Origin of the sequence: Flagellimonas sp. HMM57 (genome assembly GCF_021390175.1) — a bacterium.
Taxonomy (GTDB): domain Bacteria; phylum Bacteroidota; class Bacteroidia; order Flavobacteriales; family Flavobacteriaceae; genus Flagellimonas.
On record NZ_CP090004.1, the window covers coordinates 185,160 to 201,389 of the forward strand.

Annotated in this window: 12 protein-coding genes; 4 read left to right on the forward strand and 8 right to left on the reverse strand. The window is 38.2% G+C overall.

The genetic code is table 11. The annotated features are described in order from the left end of the window. The first annotated feature begins 42 nt into the window (after nucleotides 1-42). Complete coding sequence (locus LV716_RS00880) at nucleotides 43-900, forward strand: hydroxypyruvate isomerase family protein (RefSeq protein WP_163419400.1); 858 nt, start codon at nucleotides 43-45, stop codon at nucleotides 898-900. Here LV716_RS00880 and LV716_RS00885 read toward each other — a convergent pair whose 3' ends face one another. The 6 genes from LV716_RS00885 to guaA form a co-directional block, all read right to left on the reverse strand. Further along, entirely contained in the window at nucleotides 901-1,971 is a 1,071-nt protein-coding gene (locus LV716_RS00885; RefSeq protein ID WP_205600137.1) for a serine hydrolase, read from the reverse strand. Between the two features lie 78 nt (nucleotides 1,972-2,049). Next, the gene (locus LV716_RS00890) at nucleotides 2,050-2,853 is read right to left on the reverse strand and encodes a helix-turn-helix transcriptional regulator (protein ID WP_163419401.1); all 804 of its coding nucleotides are present in this window, start codon (nucleotides 2,851-2,853) and stop codon (nucleotides 2,050-2,052) included. A gap of 50 nt (nucleotides 2,854-2,903) precedes the next feature. Further along, nucleotides 2,904-3,434: a DUF922 domain-containing protein gene (locus LV716_RS00895; protein ID WP_163419402.1), complete on the reverse strand. Its 531-nt coding sequence runs from the start codon at nucleotides 3,432-3,434 to the stop codon at nucleotides 2,904-2,906. After that, a complete protein-coding gene (locus tag LV716_RS00900; protein WP_163419403.1) occupies nucleotides 3,422-3,826 on the reverse strand; it encodes an OsmC family protein in 405 nt (134 codons plus the stop codon). The genes LV716_RS00895 and LV716_RS00900 overlap by 13 nt, the downstream gene beginning before the upstream one ends. Beyond that, nucleotides 3,816-5,951, reverse strand: coding sequence for a LysM peptidoglycan-binding domain-containing protein (locus LV716_RS00905; RefSeq protein WP_163419404.1), 2,136 nt, complete (start codon nucleotides 5,949-5,951; stop codon nucleotides 3,816-3,818). Before LV716_RS00905 ends, LV716_RS00900 begins: the two co-directional genes overlap by 11 nt. Further along, nucleotides 5,948-7,480 carry a glutamine-hydrolyzing GMP synthase gene (gene guaA / locus LV716_RS00910; RefSeq protein WP_163419405.1) on the reverse strand — a complete coding sequence of 511 codons (1,533 nt, stop codon included), beginning with the start codon at nucleotides 7,478-7,480 and terminating at the stop codon, nucleotides 5,948-5,950. Before guaA ends, LV716_RS00905 begins: the two co-directional genes overlap by 4 nt. Nucleotides 7,481-7,743: 263 nt before the next feature. Between guaA and pgmB the strand changes: the two genes are divergently transcribed. Together pgmB and LV716_RS00920 are read left to right on the forward strand one after the other, a co-directional pair. Further along, entirely contained in the window at nucleotides 7,744-8,403 is a 660-nt protein-coding gene (gene pgmB, locus LV716_RS00915; RefSeq protein WP_163419406.1) for a beta-phosphoglucomutase, read from the forward strand. A 13-nt stretch (nucleotides 8,404-8,416) separates the two neighbouring features. Continuing rightward, entirely contained in the window at nucleotides 8,417-10,450 is a 2,034-nt protein-coding gene (locus LV716_RS00920) for a glycoside hydrolase family 65 protein (RefSeq protein ID WP_163419407.1), read from the forward strand. 146 nt (nucleotides 10,451-10,596) lie between these two features. Here LV716_RS00920 and LV716_RS00925 read toward each other — a convergent pair whose 3' ends face one another. Both LV716_RS00925 and bshC read right to left on the reverse strand, forming a co-directional pair. After that, nucleotides 10,597-11,970, reverse strand: a complete 1,374-nt coding sequence (locus tag LV716_RS00925; protein ID WP_163419408.1) for a glycosyltransferase family 39 protein — start codon at nucleotides 11,968-11,970, stop codon at nucleotides 10,597-10,599. 2 nt (nucleotides 11,971-11,972) lie between these two features. Beyond that, entirely contained in the window at nucleotides 11,973-13,577 is a 1,605-nt protein-coding gene (gene bshC / locus LV716_RS00930) for a bacillithiol biosynthesis cysteine-adding enzyme BshC (RefSeq protein ID WP_163419409.1), read from the reverse strand. Between the two features lie 159 nt (nucleotides 13,578-13,736). Here bshC and LV716_RS00935 point away from each other — a divergent pair, with 159 nt between their 5' ends. After that, the gene (locus LV716_RS00935) at nucleotides 13,737-16,193 is read left to right on the forward strand and encodes a M14 family metallopeptidase (protein ID WP_163419410.1); all 2,457 of its coding nucleotides are present in this window, start codon (nucleotides 13,737-13,739) and stop codon (nucleotides 16,191-16,193) included. Nucleotides 16,194-16,230 lie beyond the last annotated feature (37 nt).

A 16,230-nucleotide genomic window follows, 5' to 3' on the forward strand; every position in this document is an offset into this window, starting at 1 on the left:
ATTTAACTAAAGTACTATCTTTCTAAAGATAAATACTTCATCATGAAGCGAAGAAATTTCATTAACACCGTTGCAGTAGGTTCGGCGGGCATACTATCCAGCTCTTCCTTGGCCCAGCAGGAACAAAAAGATTTTGTACTGAAAAACAATATCAATCATAGCGTCTGCCAATGGTGCTTCAATCATTTGCCGTTGGAAGAATTTCTTCAAATATTAAATGGATTGGGGATACAGGCAATTGATTTAATAGGTCCTAAGGATTGGCCACTTTTAAAAAAGTACGATATCCATTGCTCCATGTGCAACGGTGCCGAAATTAGTCTTACCGAAGGATGGAACGACCCAAAATATCATGAAGAGCTAATAGAAAACTATACGGATATTATCCCACAAGTGGCAGAAGCCGGATATACCAACTTGATTTGCTTTAGCGGCAACCGTAGAGGCATAAATGACTACGTAGGATTGCAAAACTGCGTGGATGGGCTTTCTAAAATTATGCCATTGGCGGAAAAACATGGGGTGGTAATCCAAATGGAACTATTTAATCAAGTGAATCATCCAGATTATATGTGCGATAGCTCTATTTGGGGTGTTGAACTTTGCAAACATTTAGGGAGCGAAAATTTTAAACTGCTCTTTGATATTTACCACATGCAAATTCAAGAGGGAGATATTATCCGAAGTATTCAAAACTACCATCCTTATTTTGGACATTACCATACTGCAGGTGTTCCGGGAAGGAATGAAATTGACGAAACCCAAGAACTCTATTACCCAGCTATCATGAAAGCTATTTTGGATACTGGATTTAAGGGTCACGTGGCCCAAGAGTTTATTGTTACCTGGGAGGATAAAATCGGGGCGCTTAAAGATGCTTTTTTACGGTGTGATGTTTAATTAATCCAACAAAGCGGGCACGATATATTCATTCATAAGCTCATCGGTATACGAATGGGCTTTTCTTTTACCGTAATTGGTGGTCGTAATCACTACGACGGTATTAAGTTCAGGCATCGAGAGCACTTTCTGTCCGCCATTTCCCGACATGTAGTAAGCACCATACTTCTTACCAGAACCAAAAGACTTTATCCAAAGCAAGTAACCATAATCAACCCCTTCCCTAGCATTTGCCTTTGGGGTTGTAGCCTTTTTGACCCATTCTTTGGAAAGGATTTGCTTACCATCCCATTCACCATTTTGAAGAAAAAGTTGAATCATTTTTAAAAAGTCACGGCTTCTATATTCACTTCCCCCTGCAGTATTCAAAGTTTTATAAGGATTGTAATGCAGTTGGTAATCCTTTATATTCAAAGGATCAAACAGGTTTTGTTTAGCAAAACCATCCAAGGGCATTTTCACAGCACTTTCAACTACTTCGGCGATAGCAGCTGCTCCAGCGGAACAATAACTCATGACCCTTCCATAAGGAGAGTCGGCTGGTTTTGGCCCAAAAGGATAGGAACGAATGGGTAGATCCAGAAAAAACTGAAGCCAATCTTCCACAATATACATTCGCTCTTCATTTCCCCTGGAAAACATATTGCCATCATCACATTCCAAAATGGAACTCATGGTCAGTAAATCTTCTATAGAGATATCCTGCTTTCTTGCGTCCTGGTTTTTTACAGGCAATCTCGGGATGACATAATCGAAAATCTTATCTTTTTCAGACTTAATAAATCCTTTATCAATAGCAATTCCTGTTAGTATTGTAGCCATCGTTTTGGTCACGGACCTGGTATTGTGCTTGGTATTTAAATCGGCGCCATTGTAATAGCTCTCAAAAATCAATTTTCCATCTTTAGCTACCAATACACTGGTTATGTTTTCATAATCGCCCTTACTGATTTTTTCCCTCATTGTATTGAAAAGAGGACTATCGAGTCTATGTTTTTCTGAAAAATCCAACTGAGCTGTCAATATCCATGGAAAGGTAAAGACGAATACTAAAAAAAGTAACTTATTCATTTGATTGCTTTTGATTATCACAACAAATAAAGGCAACATTTTTCCTTTAAAATAGAACGTATTTAACCTGATTAATTCCTAAAAAAATCGCTGTCTGTATCTTTTTGGTGTCTCACTAAAATAGGATTTGAAAGTTCGCGTAAAATGACTGTGATCGGAAAAACCGCATTCATGTGCAATTTCGGTCAACGATAATGAGCGGTTGCCCAATAAGGGAATTGCTTTTTTAATCTTATTTCGACGGATATAATCTCCCAAGGTTGTATTCAAATATTTTGGTAGACTTCTGGACAAATGGACTGGATGTATCCCTAAAGTGTTAGAGAGTGAGGTCAAGGTTAAGTTCTCCACATCATCATAAATTAGTTGCTTCAACTGGTCTATCCAGTATGGCTCCATATTTATGCCTGATAGGTTTTTGCCCCATATTTCATCGCATAGCTGCAACATCAAAACATCCATGGACAACTTTGAATCATCATCATCCTTTTTAAATTCGTAGTAAATTTTAGCCAAAGTTTCATGCAATCTGGGGTCTTTCATGATTTTGCTGCCCTCCCAAAGTTCTGTATCCAACTTTTTGTTTTGAAACCATTGTCTATCCAATTCAATATGAAACCCGCGTGCACTTACAGTTTCTTTGGTATTCATATGAGTTTCTTCCCAGTTATGAAAAAGAAAGCTCCCTGGGGGACAAAGGGTGGTTTTATGTTGATTGATATCCTTCAGATTCCCTTCTAGTACATACATGAAATAGGGATTTTCATGATAATGCCAATCAGTCTTCGGTAAGTGATAATCATACTCGGAGAAGGAAACACCAGTATTTTCCAATTCCAATTTACGGATACCGTAATAGTTGCCCTTTTTTAAAATTTTCATACACTATAGAGACCATGGAATATGAAAAACGTTACAACCGAAAGCAAAATTTATATGCTATCCAAAGCCTTCGCTATTTTTCTGTTCCATTCCAGTTGCTTCTTTGTATTTCTGGAAAAATTGGTTTCCCAATCGTACAACTCCTGAAAATCTTTGAGCTCTTTTAGAATTTCCTTATAAATTCTTCGGATTTCTGCCTTCACATTATCGGAGAAAGAGGTGCGTTGTAATTTATCGCGCATTTTACGGGCAAATAATTCCGATATATCAAAATGTAGCTGTTCATGACTCAAGATGATATCATCACAAATTTCGGGTTTATACCATGATTCATTAGGGTAGAAATAGGCGCTCACCTCAAAATCCAATTCAACTTCATGATGAATCAAATTTGCCGAGTATTTATAGCTAATGCCACTTGCAGTGGTCGCGGCAGGTACGGCAGCTGGTGGAATTTTACCCTTAAAATCGGCCCATGTGAGCCTTTTATCGGGATTCCACAACATACTTTCTTCAAGCTGTTGGGAGTTTCCAATGAAACCGAAAATTAAAAAAAATCCTATGTAAACTATCTTACCCAATTAAATTGAATTACTTTTTCAATATTGGGATGAAGACTATAATGTACGGGACATGTGTTCGCTGTATTTTCTAAAATTTTTCTGTGCTTATCAGAAACGTTTTTAGGGAATTCCATTTTTACTTCGATTTTGGAAATCCTTCTGGGGTTTGCTGCCATATGCTTGGTCACTTCGGCAGTTGAACCGGATAAATCCACTTCCAAATCCCTAGCTTTGATACCCATCATCGTCAACATACAACTTGCCAATCCTGTTGCCACCGTATCCGTTGGCGAGAATGCCTGTCCCAATCCGTTATTGTCGATAGGAGCATCCGTGATAAATTCATTTTCGGAACGCAAATGCAAACAGGTAGTCCGCAATTCTCCCGTGTAAGTAACTTTAGAGGTCATTGAGCTTTATTTCTTTAATTCTAAGACCATCGTATTCCATAAGGTACGAGGCCTTATTATAATAGCCAGAGGATATATTATTAAAATAATTAAAACTGTTGCCCGTATACTCAGTAAGACCAATAATCTTGGAAGTCTCAAAAAGATTGTTTTTATGCGCAAGTTTCAATAAAATATCGAACGTGACATCAAAACCGCGAACTGCATAACGGTCAGGTTTTAAATCGTTGTATCTTTTCCTATATGCTTTGGTAAAAGCGTCTTCTTTAATTTCTCTATAAAAGGATGGGTATGCAAACTTTAGGTTGGAAAGGTGCGTATTGGACACAACATCACTTTCAAAAGCACTATTGAAGTTTGTCGTGAACATTCGTACGACCGTTTTATCCGCATTTGCCGAGTTTAAAATTGAAGTCACACTAGCAACCATGTTCGGCTGGTTGGTTTCCACAAAAACCCAATTTTCCTTAGTTTCCGAAAGCTTTACCAAAAACCTGTTCAAATGCAACGATTTATTGTCAATGATTTTTGCAATCTGGGCAGACGGGAACTTTGCACGAATAGAATCTTTAGCTACTTGATGGGTGGAATCCGCAATTATGATAACATTCTGGTCTGTATACGTCTTTTTTAGATATGACAGCATTTTTTGCCGCAACACCTCATCGGTAGGTACTGAAAAGAATACATTGCCGTGACTGTATGAACTGCTGGATGCTGTTGGGGAAATAACAGGAATATTTTTTGGAGCGGCTTGAACGGCCACCTCATTCAGAGCTGTAGATGACACAGGGCCAATAATGGCATTGACTCCCAATAAGCTTTCTCTAGATAAAATTTCTTTGACCTTGGTTTGATTCAACTCCGTATCAAAGGTTTTGACATCGACAGAGATTCCCATTTTCTTTATGGAGTCCAAGGCCACCATTGCGCCTGAATAAAACCCAAGGCTCAGACTTACATCCCTTCTTGTTTCAATCTGTGTAGCGGTCTTCTTTCTATCGTTTAGATTAATACGGTCTAATCTAAATGGCAGCATAAATACCAGTTTGGGCCTGTTTTGTAAATTGATGCTGTCCAAAAGATTGATTTTATCCAAGACCAAGGCATTTTTTACTTCCAGGCCTTCTGTATTGTCATTGGAAAGTTTTAAGACCATCCCAGCTTTTAGACCATTCTCTAAAGCTGGATTCAATCGGAATAATTCATCTTTGGTAATCTTAAGATTTTGGGTAAGCCTGAATATATTTTGTTTTGGCTTTACTTCATAAAAAATGAAATTTTCGGTATTTACCTCACCAGAAGTATCCTGTTTTTTGGGCAAACGCAATACCATGCCTTCTTTTAGACCTCCGCGTTTCATGATTTCAGGATTCAATTTTATAATGGAATCCGAAGTAATTCCATACGCTTTGCCTAAACTGTAGAGGGTTTGTTTGGGCGGAACCGTGAAAGAAGTAAATAGTTCAACTTCTTGGTCTTTAAGGCTATCTCCTTTTGGTCTTGGCAACTTCAGTTCTTGTCCTACCGCTAAATAATCGGAACTTTTATTTAGATCAGGGTTTAATACAACCAAACTGTCTACAGTAATCCCGTATTTATGTGCAATGCTCCAACGGGTTTCTTTAGGCTTTACGGAATAGGTCTCAAAATCCAATGCACGCTCTTCCTCGGCAGTAAGCTCAGGAAATTTAGGTATTTGTAAGACCATTCCCTTTTTAAGGGGTTCGGAATACAAATTTCTATTGTAGCGTTTCAATTGCTCCTCGGTAATTTTGTAACGCTGTGTAAGACCGAATAATGTTTCCCTTTTCCTAACTCTATGTCTTGAGAAGCTTAAGGGTTTAATTTGTCTAACGACCTCTTTCTTTTTGGGTTTGATTTGGTTTGTAATTACAGACCCATCCAGAGGAATTATCAAAATCGTGTTCGGTTTCACATCCGAAGCAGTTTTGATTTCCTTATTGGATTGAAGAATGGTATAAGGGGTCACCCTATACTTCCTGGAGATACTTTGTAAAGATTCTCCTCCCTTGACAGCATGTGTCGTATACTTTTGGGCAGAAACTTGAACTGAGGCCAATAAAAAGACCACAATACCCAACCTAATTATATATTTTTTCATTCCCATTCTATAGTTGCAGGTGGTTTTGAGCTAATGTCATACACTACTCTATTAACGCCTTTGACCTTATTTATTATATCATTAGAGGTTTTTTGCAAAAACTCATAGGGTAAATTTACCCAATCCGCTGTCATACCATCCGTACTTTCCACCGCTCTCAAGGCCACACATTTTTCATAGGTACGTTCATCACCCATTACCCCTACACTATTTACGGGTAAAAGCATAGCTCCGGCCTGCCAAACCTTATCATACAGTCCCCATTTTTTGAGCCCGTCTATAAAAATAGCATCCACTTCTTGTAATATAGACACCTTTTCTGCGGTAATGTCTCCCAAAATACGAATTCCCAGACCAGGTCCAGGAAAAGGATGTCTTCCTAAGATAAAATCTTCCATACCAATACTTTTTCCAACGCGTCGTACTTCATCTTTGAACAATAAGTGTAAAGGCTCTACCACTTCCAATTGCATATAATCTGGCAATCCACCTACGTTGTGATGGCTTTTTATTACTGCTGATGGGCCGCCACTTGCCGATACGGATTCAATTCTGTCTGGGTAAATAGTCCCTTGTGCCAACCATTTGACATCTTTAATTTGCTGTGCCTCGTCATCAAACACATCGATAAATGCCTTTCCTATAATTTTTCTTTTCTTTTCCGGATCTGATTCTCCAGCCAAAGCTCCCAAAAAACGTGCCGAAGCATCCACGCCTTTAACGTTTAGCCCCATATCTTTATATTGGTCCAAAACGTTTTCAAACTCATTTTTGCGAAGCAATCCGTTGTTTACGAAAATGCAATAAAGATTTTTTCCTATAGCTTGGTGCAAAAGCATTGCCGCAACACTGGAATCCACTCCACCCGAAAGACCTAAAACAACTTTATCGTCGCCAATTTTTTGCTTTAGTTCCGCAACCGTGGTCTCCACGAATGCATCAGGGGTCCAATCCTGCTCCAAACCTGCAATATTGACCAAGAAGTTTTTCAACAACTTAGTTCCATCTTTGGTGTGGTAGACTTCAGGATGAAATTGTATCCCAAACGTTTTTTCTCCATCAATTTTAAATGCCGCGTTTTCAACGTCATGTGTACTTGCCAATCGAACTGCACTTTCGGGCAGTTCCTTTATAGTATCGCTATGGCTCATCCATACTTGGCTACCTTCATCTATTGTATTTAAAAACTCTTCACCATTTTTTATGTAAGAAAGCTTGGCCCGGCCATATTCTCTTGTAGCTGAAGGAGCAACATTCCCACCATTAAAATGGGCCAAATATTGTGCTCCATAGCAAATGGCCAACAAAGGTATTTTTCCTTTTATTTTTGATAGGTCGGGGTGCGGTGCATCCTCACCTCTTACCGAAAAAGGAGAACCTGAAAGAATTACCGCTTTGTAGCTGGACAAGTCTTTGGGAGGGTTGTTATAAGGTTTTATTTCTGAATAAATATTGAGTTCCCTAACGCGACGTGCTATCAACTGTGTGTACTGGGAACCAAAATCTAGGATAAGTACGTTATTATGCATGGGCAAAAATAGCAATTTACAGGAGTTGAAAAAGTATCTTTCACCATATTTATAATAACTTCTTTAAATGGTAATCCTTTACGCGCTTTAACTAAAATTTGAATCTCTGTAATGACCAAAAAAACATATTTTAGGTTAGGGTTAAAAAACTACAATCAGCAAAATAAAACTTGGATAAAATAGTACATTATCGAATATAACGTTAAGTAGCTTTTTTCTTAACAATTTTCATCATTTATTTGCATGGCTAAACATGCTTAACCATGATTAAAGGATTTATTTTTGATTTAGACGGTGTTATCACAGATACTGCAGAACTACATTATATAGCCTGGAAAAATCTTGCCGACGAAAGGGGATGGTTGTTCGACAGGGAAGTCAATGACAAACTACGGGGTATTTCCCGTACGGATTCCATGAGAGTAATCCTGGAGCACAACAACACGTCTTTAGATGAAGAAACATTGGCCCAACTTGCCAAAAAAAAGAACGATATCTATGTGGCAAGCTTAGATGGGATGACTCCAGAAGATTACCTTCCCGGGGTAAAGGAACTCTTGACCAATCTTAGAATTGAAGGATTTAGCGTAGCATTGGGCAGTGCAAGTAAAAATGCAGTTAAGGTGTTGGAACAGCTTAATGCTAAAGCATTTTTTGATGTGATAGGTGATGGCAATAGTGTTTCCAAAAGTAAACCGGAGCCAGATATTTTTCTTTACGGAGCAGAAAAATTGAATTTACAGCCAGAAGAGTGTATCGTTTTTGAAGATGCAGAAAGTGGAATCGATGCTGCAAAAGCCGGAGGTTTTCACAGTGTAGGAATTGGCCCCGAAGAACGCTTGAGCCATGCGGACCTAAGATTTGATTCCATGGAAGAGGCGACTTTATTCGAAATAAAATCTTATTTTAAAGACTTGTTTTAAACGTCTTTAAAAAATGAAAACAACTTTTTTGGCACTATCATTTTTGATAGGTACTTTTCCCTTGATAGGTCAAGAACAAGGCTGGTCGCTTACTTCTGAAAAAGTCGACAAATATACAGGTATTGTTACTGCAAATGGTAGAATTGGCATTCTTCCAGAAGACAAACCATTCAAAACCAAATCTATAATTCTCAATAATGTGTATGACAAAGAATCTCCTTTAGGAGTAAGTCGAATATTATTGGGAATGAACTTCGCAAATCTGGAAGTTAAAATCGATGGAGAAACAATAACCGAGGAAAACGTATCCGATTGGCAGCAAACCCTAAACATGAAAACTGCCGCTTTCACGACCAACTTTACGTTCAAAAACAAAGCAAAGATATCCTACACAATTTATGCCTTGCGCAATATTCAATATTCAGGCTATATAGATGTTCAAGTTGAACCTTTAAAAGATATTGAAGTCAAAGCTACTGGCATCATTGAAACTCCAGACGAATACCATAGTCCAAACAGTACGTTCAGGGTGCTTCAAGATTTGGAAACTACGATGCCGATTCTTCAAACCGTTGCGGAAAGTAGAATGGGAAAGCATATGGTAGCGACTTCAGCAACATTTATATGGCATGCCATTAATTCTACCAGAGAACATGAACGTCCAGAGTTGATTCATGAACCAATTTCAGCTTATGACAATAGGCTTTCTTTTGAAAAAACTTTGAAAAAGGGAGAGAAATTTGAATTTGCCTGGACTGGGGCAGAGTGTTCTACCCAAGATTTTGAAGACCCTCAAACCGAATCGGAGCGTTTTGTGATTTTTAATTTATTGACTCCAAGGGAAGACCTTTTAGGGCAACATAAAAAGCTTTGGGAAGAATTATGGGAAGGCGATATTATTATTGAAGAGAACCTTCAAGACCAATTGGATGTGCGATTAGCGCTTTATCATCTGTACGCATTTTCGAGAGGGGATTCTGATTTGAGCATTGCCCCTATGGGTCTTTCTTCGCAAAACTATAATGGACATATTTTCTGGGATACGGAGCTTTGGATGTTTCCGCCCTTGTTGATGCTGAATCAAGATATTGCACGGTCTTTGGTCAATTACCGTTCGGACCGTTTGGACAAAGCCAAGGAAAAAGCTATAAATTTTGGGTATAAAGGGGCTATGTTCCCTTGGGAAAGTGATGATACTGGAGAAGAAGCTACACCAGCATGGGCACTCACAGGCACATTCGAACATCATATTACGGCCGATGTGGCTATTGCTTTTTGGAACTATTACCGTGTCACCCAAAATATGGAATGGCTCAAAGAACGTGGCTATCCCATGCTCAAAGAAGTTGCCGACTATTGGGTAAGTCGTTCCACAAAAAATGAAGATGGTTCATACAGTATAAAAAATGTGGTAGGGGCCAATGAATTCGCACCCAATGTAGATGACAATGCCTTTACCAACGGTTCAGCCATCACTGCATTGCAATATGCAATCGAAGCTGCAAGTATAGTCGGAGAAACCCCAGACCCCGTATGGAACGAGGTCGCTTCCAAAATCAGGATTTTGAAGTTTCCTGATGGAACCACTAAAGAACATGCTACCTATGATGGGGAGCGTATCAAACAAGCAGACGTCAATTTATTGACCTATCCATTGGATGTGGTCAATGATGAAGCTACGATTCTTAAAGATTTAGAATACTACGAACCCAAATTAGCGGAAGAAGGTCCAGCCATGGGACAGTCGGTTTTTGCGGTGATTTATGCACGATTGGGTAATGCGAAAGAAGCCTATCGACTGTTCCGCAGAAGTTATGAACCCAACAAACGTCCACCTTTTGGAGCCTTAGCCGAAGCGGCTACCAGTGACAATCCCTATTTCGCCACAGGGGCCGGAGGCATGCTCCAAGTAGTACTGGCCGGTTTTGGTGGATTGGAAATCACTAATGAAGGTATTGTCCAAAAAAATCCGATTTTACCCAAAGCTTGGAAGTCACTAACCATTAAGGGTGTTGGACCGCAACAAAAAACGTATACTGTAGACTAAAAAAAGCCCCAGGAACCACTCCGGGGCTTTTTAATAAAATCAAAACCAACCTAAACATATGAGTTTGACCACTCATATTTTTTTGAAAATTTCAAAGCAATTTTCAGTGTTAAAACAACTAGCTTGGAAGAAACCCTACCTAAAAATCAGTTTTTTTCAAAAAAATATAAACTTTCCTTCTCAGGGCCATAATTAAGAATGCTGTCTTTAGGCTGTAAGTTTTCAAAAGTATTTTTCAAAGTTGATACGATAATAAGGCTATCATCTTTCTTTTTATTATTCGGGATTGAGAAATCATCCAACGTTAAAAGCTCCTTTTCTGGATGCAACAATCTAATTTGTCCTCCATATGTGACATTGGGCAAAACCCAGACCGCATTGGCATAGTTTGTATTTAACTTTTTTGATAGGTATCCATAATCAAAGTGGACCGCCGAAGGTATCCCTAAAAATCGTTCTATCGGTGTACGTAGCACTTGAAATGCTATTATCAATATAAATAGGACAATCCCTCCTTTCCTTACATTTTCTTTATCGATATCAATACTTTCTATAAACACTACCAAATATGGAAGCAGTAATGGAAGTAGCCAACGTGTTTGGACTTCTTTAACGTCCATGAGCGTAAAACATACCATCAATACTAATAATTGTGCTATCATCAATTTAAAAAGCCAACTGGAACGCATTGTTGTTTGCCAATGAACCATTTTCAACAAACGTAAAAGAATAACTACCAAGACAAAAGGAGCGCTAATTTCAAAAATGGCCTTAATGGTTTCAAGAAAAGGTGTAAAAATGATTGTTCCATCTCCTTCTGTGCCCAACTTCATATACAGGCTTTCTTGTACATTTTGCAAATAAGCTGTGGTAGTGTACCAATATAGATGGGGCAAGAAAAGTATTATAGCAATACTATATGAAATCAAGATTCTTTTGTTCCAAAAAACACGTTTAATAGTCAAGTCAAAAAGTGAAGTTACCATAACTGCCAACAAGAAAAATGCATAATTGTATTTAGAAAGCATTCCTATACCAAAACAAATTCCCAATAAAATATAATCATGGGAACTCTTTTTTTCAATTAGTCTAGCTATAACATTAAAAGTTAGTAAAATAACCAGACAGAGCAGTAACGTATGGGACAGCCTCCTGAAGGTAAAATCGATAAAAACAGGAATCAACGCCGAACTCAATACAACCAACTGGGCCTTAAACCTATCTCTTAATACTTTTCTCCCAAATTCATATAAAGCCAAAAGCGTGGCTGCGAAAAAGATACCTCGTAAAAACGAAAAAGAGAATTTAGTGACGCCAAATATAGCGTTCACCACTTTTTGCAACCAAGTATATAAAGGAGGTTGATCATCATAGCCCAATCTCCACCATTGTGAATAATAGGCCTGTTCTGCATCTTCCAATTCCAATGAAGTTTTGAGATAGCTGATAAAAATTATAGCAATAAAGGAAACCAGTGCCAAACCCCATTCCAACGGTAAGCCCTTTATCCTTGTTAGCACGCTCAAGAGGTTTTTAATATGAGAAACTTATTTATTAACGGATCTAAGCTTTCCATTAAGCTTGGAATAAGTTGTTCTCCAAACTCCAGATACAGGGTCGAAAAATTAAGTTGCCGTTCTTGTAAAGATGCATTGGGAAAGAGTTCGTTTTGGATATCGGTCATGCGTACCACATGATCTTTCAATTTTCGTTTTTGTGCTTTGAGCAATCTTTTCTCCAAAGCATCCAGTCCATTTTTTTGCTTTACTTCTTGGGCTTTTACGGCACCAATAAAGGTAGCGTCGGTTTGTTCCGCAAGCTGGTAAAGATTCTGGAACTGTGCTTCCAAATGCTTCTTTTGAGGTGCAAAATCAATATCGATATTCGAAATTTCCCGAATCTTTTTATTGATAAAACTGTTCTGTTTTAAAAAAAGGTCAGACACCTTCAAATCTAGGTTTTCAATCTTTTTCGACTGTTTTTCGGAAATCAATAGCGCTGAATTTCTGAGCAGGAGCATGGGAAAAGTAACATCCATAGTTTCAAAATAGGATTTCAATTCCAACCAATAGGCCAGTTCCCCTCCCCCTCCAATATAGCATAGATTTGGAAGAATTATTTCTTGATATAATGGACGGGCAATAACATTGGGCGAAAATCTTTCAGGATGCTTTTCAAGCTCTTCAAGCAATTCACTTTGGGAAAACTCAATTTCGGTATTATTTACATAGAAATTTTCGTCTTTTTTTACGATACGCTCCCGAATCCCGTCCAAAAGATAAAAGTAATTGATTTCCCTAGGGTTGACTTGAATAGTGTACTCTGAAGAAATAGTGGACAAGACATCTATGGATTCAGAAACTTTATGGAAAGGCTCATGACCAATAATATCTTTTTTGGCAAAGGGAACCAATAATTGCTTTAGCGCGGTATCATCACCATCAACAATGACCAATCCATATTCACCAAAAAGCTCGTTCGCCAAGTAACGCGTAGCGTCTGAAAGGTTTGAATGTTCTATATATGTCCTCTTGAACAATGATTTTAGTCTATTCGCATTGTCCGTATTTCCTATTTGGGAAGCAAAAGTATCCATGACAGAGTCGAGTCCTTCAGTACTTAAAGAACCAACAGCTCCAAAAGCATCCTTGTTCCATTGAACCTTTTGTCCATTAAAGTTAAAGTAATTGATCTCATCAAAATCATGATCTTCGGTGGCCATCCAATACACAGGTACAAAATCATGTTCTGGATATCTATCTTTCAGTTGCTCTGTTAGGTTTATGGTAGAAATAATCTTGAATAAAAAATATAGCGGACCGGTAAATAGATTTAACTGATGCCCCGTAACTACCGTGAATGTTTTTTCATGTTTAAGCGAAGTAATCTTTTCTGCAGTCGCATCTGAAATTTGAAAATCTTTGTACTGTCGGTTTAGGGCATCGACCAAAATTTTTCTGTTGGATGCGGGATAATTGGATGTTTTCTCTTTCAATTGGCCTTCAAAATTTTTGAGGCTGGGAAATCTATTAAAAAAAGGGATAAGATCTTCTTTTTGAGCAAGATAATCGCAAATAAGTTTGGAAAAATAACCAGTTTCTTTAAAAGGGATACAATCTACTTCCATTAAAGCTTCAATAAGGTGCTAAAGATAAATGTCTTCTTTTTTTTCTATCGCTAAAAATACGTTAATTACTTTTTAACTGATTTGCGTGTTCCCTATCAAAACGAAAACAGTGATTTTGGAATTTATCATTAGCTTTGATAATTGCAAACAAGCCTCTACATGACTAGAATTTTACTATCGCTTCTTATACTGACTTCTTATTCAATATTCGCACAACAATTAAAGTCGCCTTCAGAGTTCTTGGGCTATGAGCTTGGCACCGAATTTTCCAGACATTACGAAGTTGTGGACTACTATGAGTATTTGGCCAAAGAAGCACCAGATAGGATAAAACTCACCGTCTATGGCAAAACCACTGAACGTAGACCCCTATTGCTTGCCTATGTTTCGTCTGCAACTAATATATCCAATCTGGAAAATATCAGAAAAGAACACCTAAAGGATACGAAAGGAACGGGAGATACATCCAAAGCAATCGTTTGGCTAAGTTATAATGTGCATGGTAACGAAAGTGTCGGTACAGAAGCTTCCATGCAGACCATTTACGACTTGTTGACTTCTAAAAATTCCTATTTGGAAAATACGGTCGTTATTATAGATCCTTGCATCAATCCAGATGGCCGCGACCGTTACGTAAATTGGTACAATCAATATAAAAATTCACCCTATCAAGTGGACCCCAACAGCAAAGAGCACCATGAGAGTTGGTGGAGCGGTCGAAGCAATCATTATATGTTCGATTTAAACAGGGATTGGGCATGGTTGACCCAGGTTGAAAGCCAACAACGCATAGAAGTATACAACAAGTGGCTGCCCCATGTACATGTGGATTTTCATGAGCAGGGCGTAGACAATCCATACTATTTTGCGCCCGCAGCGGAGCCTTATCATGAAGTCATCACCGATTTTCAACGTGATTTTCAAGTGACTTTGGGAAAAAACCATGCAAAATATTTTGATGAAAATGGTTGGTTTTATTTCACAAAAGAAATTTTTGACTTGTTCTACCCAAGTTACGGAGATACCTACCCTACCTATAATGGAGCTATTGGAATGACCTACGAACAAGGCGGAAGTGGTCGTGGAGGCCTTGGAGTACTGACAAGAATCGGAGACACGTTAACGCTTAAGGATAGAATAGCCCACCATCACACCACGGGAATGTCCACTGTAGAAGTTTCATCCAAAAATGCCGATAAATTAAATACTGAGTTCAGGAAATTTTATCAGAATCGAAATTTTAAATATAAAAGCTATGTCCTTAATGGGAATGAGGATAACATTGAAGCGCTAAAGAATTTATTGACCAAACATGACATTGAATTTAGAAACGCAACCAATGGTTCGGTCAAAGGATTTAGCTATAACTCTGGAAGTACCGGTACTATTTCGACATCTGAAAACAGTCTGGTAGTGTCCACCAATCAGACCAAAGGAACCTTGGTAAAGGTCTTGTTTGAACCCAATGCCAAACTTAGCGATTCACTCACCTATGATATTACAGCCTGGTCGCTTCCCTACGCATATGGTCTGAACGGAATAGCCAGTAGTTCCACAGTTACTAATGGAAATCAAAAAGCAGTACAAGAAATACAATCAAATGATTTTATAAATCCAGATACCTATGCCTATATAACAGATTGGGACAGTATGAAAGATGCCCGTTTCTTGGCTGCATTATTAAAGGAAGGCATACGAGTTAGAAAGGCTGACCATCCATTTTCCATAGAGGGAAAATCCTTTGAACGAGGAAGCTTGATTATTACCAAGTCGGACAATCAGAATAAGGCCAATTTTATCGAGACCTTAAAAAATGCCTCTAAAAAGTTCAATAAAAAAATTATCGGTTCAAAAACAGGGTTTGTCGATTCAGGAAAAGATTTTGGTTCTCCTTATGTTAAAATGATTACCAAGCCTAAAATCGCGGTTTTATCGGGAAAACCGACCTCAACCTTACGTTTTGGAGAAATTTGGCACTTTTTCGAGCAACAATTGGAGTATCCGCTTTCTGTAATCGATAGCGACTATATGGATAAAATAGATTTGAACGACTATCACGTTTTTGTGTTACCAGATGGAAGTTATGGTACAATGTTCAATGAAAAACAACTAAAGAAACTACAAGGTTGGGTCAAAAATGGCGGTAAACTTATTGCCTTTGGTGGAGCCATTGATGCAATAGACGGAGAAAAAGGGTTTAGTATCAAGAAAAACAAGGTAGTGAAAGACTCTACTAAAAATACTCCGAAACCACATATGAATACGCAAAGGGAGCGAATTAAAAAAGCCATAACCGGAGCAATTTTCAAAACCAAGGTGGATAATACCCATCCCTTAGCTTACGGATACGAAAAAGAATACTTTACTTTAAAATTGGGAAGTTCCAGTTATGATTATCTTAAAAGTGGAAATGCCGTGTACCTTGAGAAAGACACTAAACCTGTTTCTGGTTTTGCAGGAAGCGAAGCTCAAAAAAAAGTAGGCAATTCTCTAATTTTTGGAGCGGAACAATATGGAAAAGGCCAAGTCATCTATATGGTGGACAATCCTTTGTTTAGAGGCTTTTGGGAGAACGGCAAATTATTTTTCGCAAATGCATTGTTCATGGTAAATTAGTTTTCTTTTCTTCTGATTTTTAACCTATTACTTACTA